This is a genomic window from Microbacterium aerolatum (genome assembly GCF_007988825.1).
Classification (GTDB): domain Bacteria; phylum Actinomycetota; class Actinomycetes; order Actinomycetales; family Microbacteriaceae; genus Microbacterium; species Microbacterium aerolatum.
On sequence record NZ_BJUW01000009.1, the window covers coordinates 156,922 to 164,066 of the forward strand.

Consider the following 7,145-nt stretch of genomic DNA (forward strand, 5'->3'; position numbering starts at 1 on the left):
CCGGCACCCGGACAACGACGTCACACAAGGAGCTTCAATGACTGATCAGCCCGGCTTCACACCGACCGGCACCATCGCCAGCGCCGCAGACCGGCGCCGAGTGGTGTTCGCCACAGTCGTCGGTACCACCGTCGAGTGGTACGACTTCTTCATCTACGCCACCGCGGTCGGACTCGTGTTCGGCCAGCTGTTCTTCTCGGCGCTCGGCACCAACACCGTGATCCTCGGATTCGCGACCGTCGGCATCAGCTTCCTGTTCCGCCCGCTCGGTGCGTTCCTGGCCGGGCACTTCGGCGACAAGCTCGGACGCAAGCGGGTGCTGATGTGGACCCTCATCCTGATGGGCGCCGCCACCGCGCTGATCGGTGTGCTGCCCACCGCCGAGGTCATCGGCATCGGTGCCCCGATCATGCTGGTGCTGCTGCGCATCCTGCAGGGCATCTCGGCGGGCGGCGAGTGGGGCGGCGCCGTGCTGATGGCCGTCGAGCACGCGCCCAAGAAGCGCCGCGGCGTCTTCGGCGCCTCTCCCCAGATCGGTGTTCCGCTCGGCCTGCTGCTGGCATCCGGCGTCATGGCGATCATGACCGCGATCGCACCGGGTGACCAGTTCCTCGCGTGGGGCTGGCGCATCCCGTTCCTGCTCAGCGTCGTGCTGATCCTGATCGGGTACTACGTGCGTCGCAACGTCGAGGAGAGTCCGGTGTTCGCCGAGCTCGCCGCGCGCAAGGAGAAGGCGAAGATGCCGATCGTGCAGCTGTTCCGCAAGCACGCTCTGCTCGTCGTCATCGCGGCGCTGGTATTCGCGGGCAACAACGCGATCGGGTACATGACCACCGGCGGCTACATCCAGGGCTACGCGACCAACCCGGAGGGCCCGATCGGCCTCGAGCGCGGGCCGGTGCTGTGGGCCGTGACCGGCTCAGCTGTCACCTGGCTGCTCACCACGCTCTTCGCCGGCTGGATCTCGGACCGGATCGGTCGCCGGAACACTTACATCGCCGGATGGATCCTGCAGCTCGCCGGCGTCTTCCTGCTGTTCCCGCTCGTGAACACAGCGAACGTCGGGCTGCTGTTCCTGGGGCTCGCGATCCTGACGGTCGGGCTCGGCTTCACGTACGGCCCCCAGGCGGCGCTGTACACCGAGCTGTTCCCGGCATCCATCCGGTTCTCCGGCGTCTCGATCTCGTACGCGATCGGCGCCATCGCCGGCGGCGCGTTCGCCCCGACCATCGCCGCGGCGATCGTGGATGCCACGGGCTCGACCGAGATGGTCACCTGGTACCTCGCCGGCATGACGGTGATCGGCCTGATCGCGACGCTCCTGCTCCACGACCGCAGCGGCATCCCGCTCGGCCCGGACCACGAGGCCGAGCAGTCCGTGAGCCCGATCTACGGACTCGCCAAGGCGTGAATCACCCCTCCGGGGCGGATGCCGCGGCATCCGCCCCGGAGACCTCGAAGTAGAAGGAGTTCCGATGCAGTTCCATCACCACGGCTACGTCTCGCAGGATCCGCGCATCGTCGCGGCGGCGGGCACCGGCATCGATCGCCCGGCCGATCTGCCTGACGAGATGGATGTGCTCATCGTGGGCTCCGGGCCCGCCGGCATGCTGCTGGCGGCGCAGATGTCGCAGGTCCCGAGCATCACCACGCGGATCATCGAGCGGCGCGACGGGCGTCTCGAGCTGGGCCAGGCCGACGGCATCCAGCCGCGCAGCGTCGAGACCTTCCAGGCCTTCGGTTTCGCCGAGCGGATCACCGCCGAGGCGTACAACATCGCCTACATGAACTTCTGGGGACCTGATCCCGAGAGCCCAGAGAACATCATCCGCACCACTCGCACCGAGGACTACGGGCTGAAGATCAGCGAGTTCCCGCACCTCATCGTGAACCAGGCGCGGGTGCTGGACTACTTCGCCGAGGCCGCCGCTCACGGCCCCGGGCGTATCGTGCCCGACTACGGCGTCGAGTTCCTTGGGCTCACCACCAACCCCGAGAGCGAGTATCCCGTCGAGGTGCGGGTGCGCTTCACGGCGGGGGAGCGCGCGGGCGAGGAGCGCACGATCCGCGCGAAGTACGTCGTCGGGTGCGATGGCGCGCGCAGCGGTGTGCGCGAGGCGATCGGCCGCCAGCACGTCGGGGCATTCTCGGCGCACGCGTGGGGCGTCATGGACATCATGGTGAACACCGACTTCCCCGACTGGCGCACCAAGTGCGCGATCAACGCCAAGGCGGGGAACATCCTGCACATCCCGCGCGAGGGCGGATACCTCAGCCGGGTCTACGTCGATCTGGGCGAGGTCGCGGCGGACGACAACCACCGGGTGCGGCAGACGCCGATCGAGAAGGTGATCGACAAGGCGAACGAGATCCTGCATCCGTACACGCTGGATGTGAAGGAGATCGCCTGGTCGAGCGTCTACGAGGTCGGCCACCGCGTGACCGACGGGTTCGATGACGTGTCGGGTGCCTCGGAGCGCACGCCGTGCGTCTTCCTCACCGGCGACGCCTGCCATACGCACAGCGCCAAGGCAGGCCAGGGCATGAACGTGTCGATGCAGGACGGGTTCAACCTCGGCTGGAAGCTGGGTGCCGTGCTGACCGGGCGGAGCCCCGAGTCGCTGCTGGCGACGTACTCGGCCGAGCGGCAGCCGGTGGCGCAGCAGCTCATCGACTTCGACCGGGAATGGTCTTCGCTCATGGCCCGCAAGCCCGAGGAGATCTCCGACCCGCAGGAGCTGTCGAACTACTACCTCGCCACTGCGGAGTTCCCGTCGGGGTTCATGACGCAGTACACGGCGTCGGCGATCACGGGCGGTTCCGAGCACCAGGCGCTCGCGGCAGGCTTCCCGATCGGGCGGCGTTTCAAGTCGGCCGAGGTCGTGCGGGTCTGCGACGGCAACGTCGTGCATCTCGGCCATCACGCGAAGGCGGACGGCCGCTGGCGCGTGTACGCGTTCGCGGATGCCGGCGGTGCACGCCTGCGCGAGTGGGCGGCGGCGGTCTCGCCCATGATCGATCGCGTGACGCCGTCGGATGCCGACGTGGATGCCGTCATCGATGCGAAGGTCATCTTCCAGGAGGCCTTCGAGGAGCTCGACATCCTGTCGTCGCCGGAGCTGTTCCTGCCCAAGAGCGGCCCGCTCGGGCTCACCGACTGGGAGAAGGTCTACTCAGCGGCGCCGAACGCGTGGAGCGACACCGACATCTTCGCCGAGCGCGAGCTGTCGCGCGACGGCGTGGTCGTGGTCGTGCGGCCGGATCAGTACGTCGCCGCGGTTCTGCCCCTGGATGCCACAGGCGAGCTCGACGCGTTCCTGCAGGGAGTATTCCTTCCGGCGTGATCGCGCGGTGGTTCAGTAGGCGATGCGTCGGTCAGCGCCGACGTGGCCGAGGAATCGCCCAGCCCGACGCCGAATTCAGCGGACGCCACGTCCGTGTCGGACGAGGTGACCTGCGCGGCGTTCGGCGACGTCGCGACGATTCTCTTCAACGCGGAGATGGCTTTCCGTGAGGAGCGCATGGGGCTGCAGGAGAAGCGCATGTCCGGGGAGAGTGGAGAGGAGTTCGGTGTTGATGGTGCGGAAGAAGCGCTCGATCTTGCCGCGGCCTTGGGGCCGGCCCACGGTGGAGTGGATGAACCGGATGCGCAGCTCGATGGCGGTGCGTTCGAGGTAATGGCTGGTGAAGCCGGAGCCATGGTCGACGTGGAGAATGTCGGGAATTCCACACATCGCCCACGCGGGATCGGTCCTGCGCCAGATCGCCTGCCGGAGCGCGAGAGCAGTTTTCATAGCGGAAGGGGCACCGGCGAAGACGGAGTATCCGCAGATCGCTCGGGAATGGTCATCGATCACGATCGTGAGCCAGGGCCGATCAGACTTGCCGCCCGCGGCACTGGTAATGAGGATGTCGAGTTCTGTGTGGTCGGCCTGCCAGATCTCGTTAGGTCGGTCGGCTCGGCGCCGGTACACGAGCTCGTGTCGATCGCGATACGCGGTGAGCCCTTCGAGCGCGAGCGTCACGAGCGCTGGGTCGAGAGACTGCACAATGTCTGACGGTCGCGTAGCTGGGCACCGGGGACTGCTGCACGGATAGGTGACAGGTTGTAGTCATCGGATGAACACCGAAGTCTTTCGCGATCTGCTCGATCGTGACTCCGGGCTCGCGGTTCTGAGCGACGCGCACGACGTCGTCACGGAATTCACTCGGGTAGGGCTTGGGCACAGCAACATCCTTCCAGGCCCACCACGCGGGCAAGCCAGATCAGATGTCACCTACTCGTGCAGCAGTCCCCTCTGCTTCGATGCCGGTGTCGCACTGCGAGCCACCGCTGCCGCACACCGCGCCGTTATTGGTGTGGAACCCTTTCCGCAGGCCGCAGGCGGCAGGCCGTCCGACCTTTCCGTACGTTGCTAACATTCGACGATGGTTGAATCCTCTGCGTTCGTGACGCCGAAGCTCTCCGTGCAGCCCGACGTTCGCGTTCTCGGCGCCCGCGAACACAATCTGCAGGATGTTGACCTCACGGTGCCGCGCGATGCAACGGTCGTCTTCACCGGTGTGTCTGGCTCGGGAAAGTCCTCGCTGGCGTTCGGGACGCTGTACGCCGAGTCGCAGCGACGCTATTTGGAATCGGTCGCACCGTACGCCCGCCGCCTGATCGATCAGGCGGGAGTGCCCGATGTCGACTCGATCACGGGGATGCCGCCTGCGGTCGCCCTGCAGCAGCAGCGCGGTGCCGGGAATGCCCGATCGACCGTGGGCAGCATCACCACGTTGTCGAGCTTGGTGCGGATGCTGTACTCGAGGACCGGGGACTACCCGGATGGGCAGCCGATGTTGTATGCGGAGGACTTCTCCGCGAACACGGTCGAAGGGGCCTGTTCGGAATGCCACGGCATCGGCCGCGTGTACACGGTGAACGAGCAGCAGATGGTCCCGGACCCCTCGCTCACCATCCGCGAACGCGCCATCGCCTCCTGGCCGACCGCGTGGCACGGCCATCAGCTGCGCGACGTGCTGGTTGCGCTCGGTTACGACGTCGATGTGCCGTGGCGGGACCTGCCGGAAAAAGACCGGGACTGGATCCTGTATACCGATGAGACCCCCTTCGTTCCGGTCCACTCCCGGCTCACGCTCTCTGAGTCCAAAGCTGCGATCGAAGCAGGTGTGGAGCCGAGCTACTCGGGCACATTCGTCGGAGCTCGCCGGTACATTCTGGACACGTTCGCGAACACGAAGAGCGCCTCGATGAAGCGGCGCGTCGCGCAGTTTCTCACCGCCGTCATCTGCCCGGTCTGTGATGGCAAGCGGCTGAAGCCCGAGGCGCTGTCCGTCACGTTCGAAGGATTCGACATCGCCGAATTCTCTCGACTGCCGCTTCGGGAACTTGCCACGATCCTCTCGGGAGTCGTTGCACGCCTGGAGGAGCACGGAGCCGCTTTTTCCGGCGCTGCTTCTCCGCGGGCCGCATGGGAAGAGCATGTCGCTGCTGGCGGTTCCTCGCCTGCCGCCGCGCCCGATGTGCGACCCACCCCGAGCCGAGCGCCAGAGAAGCGTGCTGCTGCGGTCCAGCTCGCATCAGGGGTGCTGCAGCGACTTCGTCCACTGGTCGATCTGGGGCTGGGCTACCTGTCGTTGAGCCGGACGACGCCGACGCTGTCGGGCGGCGAGCTACAGCGGCTACGGCTCGCGACGCAACTCAGCTCTGATCTCTTCGGGGTGGTCTACGTCCTCGACGAACCATCGGCGGGGCTGCATCCGCAGGACGTGACGGCGCTCCTCGGGATCCTCGACGGACTCAAGGGGGGAGGGAACAGCCTGTTCATCGTCGAACACTCCGTGGCCGTGATGCGACACGCGGACTGGTTGGTCGACATCGGGCCTGGCGCCGGTGAACACGGCGGCCGAGTGCTCTACAGCGGCCCACCCGACGGGCTCGCCGATATTGAGGAGTCCGTGACACGCGGATACCTCTTCGGTGGCCGCGGTCTCCCTCTTCGCGCACCCCGTGAGGCACGCAGTTGGCTGCGCCTGGAGAACGTGACGCGGAACAACCTGCACGACCTCACGGTCGATATCCCATTGGGTGTCTTCACCGCCGTTACGGGCGTGTCCGGGTCCGGCAAATCGAGTCTGGTCAGCCAGGCGCTTCCGTCGCTGCTTGGCGATCGCCTTGGCCGGGACGTCCCGGCCGATGACGAGCCGGTCAGCGACGAGTCACTCCTCGCGGATGCCCCGGAACGTCTCGATGGGCGCGTCGCCGGGCCCGTCACCGGTGTACGCCGGCTGATCGTCATCGACCAGCGGCCCATCGGCCGGACGCCGCGGTCAAACGTCGCCACCTACACCGGGCTGTTCGACCACGTACGTCGTCGATTCGCAGATACCTCGGAAGCTCGTTCCCGCGGGTACAAACCCGGCCGATTCTCCTTCAACGTCGCCGGCGGGCGCTGCCCGACCTGCGAGGGCGAGGGATCGGTGATGGTCGAGCTCCTCTTCCTGCCTTCCGTGTACACCGCATGCCCCGACTGCCACGGCACCCGATACAAGGCGTCAACGCTCGAGATCACGTGGCGGGGGCGCACGATCGCTGACGTGTTGTCGATGAGCGTCGAGGAGGCGAACCTATTCTTCGTGGGCGATGAGGAGATCACTCGATCACTGGCCGCTTTGTCGGACGTTGGACTCGATTATCTCCGACTGGGTCAACCGGCAACGGAACTCTCGGGGGGTGAGGCGCAGCGCGTCAAGCTGGCGACCGAGTTGCAGCGTGCGCAGCGTGGGGACACGCTGTACGTCTTGGACGAGCCGACGTCCGGGCTCCACTGCGCCGACACGGATCGTCTGGTCGCGCATCTGCAGACGCTGGTCGATGCGGGCAACACGGTCGTCGCAGCGGAGCTGGACATGCGCGTTGTCGCGATGGCCGATCACGTGATCGATCTTGGACCCGGCGCGGGCGACGCCGGTGGGACCGTGGTTGCAGCTGGTACGCCCGCCTACGTCGCGGACAAGGGCGTCGGTGCTTCCGCGGGCTACCTTGCCGCCGCACTGCAGGCAGCCATCAACGTGACCCCATTGTGACGAGTGTGTCGCTGTGCGATCTGAACATCGCACAGCGACACGCTCGACGAGGTCGT

General features: G+C 66.7%; 4 protein-coding genes. 3 read left to right on the top strand and 1 reads right to left on the bottom strand.

The annotated features are described in order from the left end of the window. The first annotated feature begins 37 nt into the window (after positions 1–37). Positions 38–1,411: an MFS transporter gene (locus MAE01_RS11140; RefSeq protein ID WP_147039627.1), complete on the top strand. Its 1,374-nt coding sequence runs from the start codon at positions 38–40 to the stop codon at positions 1,409–1,411. Between the two features lie 64 nt (positions 1,412–1,475). Beyond that, the gene (locus MAE01_RS11145) at positions 1,476–3,344 is read left to right on the top strand and encodes an FAD-dependent monooxygenase (protein WP_147039628.1); all 1,869 of its coding nucleotides are present in this window, start codon (positions 1,476–1,478) and stop codon (positions 3,342–3,344) included. A gap of 75 nt (positions 3,345–3,419) precedes the next feature. On the opposite strand, the gene MAE01_RS11150 is transcribed toward MAE01_RS11145, so the two are convergent. After that, positions 3,420–4,025, bottom strand: a complete 606-nt coding sequence (locus MAE01_RS11150) for a TnsB C-terminal domain-containing protein (RefSeq protein ID WP_443093772.1) — start codon at positions 4,023–4,025, stop codon at positions 3,420–3,422. Between the two features lie 403 nt (positions 4,026–4,428). On the opposite strand from MAE01_RS11150, the gene MAE01_RS11155 reads away from it, so the two are divergent. Then, positions 4,429–7,089 (top strand): excinuclease ABC subunit UvrA, encoded by a 2,661-nt coding sequence (locus MAE01_RS11155; protein WP_147039629.1) that lies wholly within the window; start codon positions 4,429–4,431, stop codon positions 7,087–7,089. The last annotated feature ends 56 nt before the right edge of the window (positions 7,090–7,145 follow it).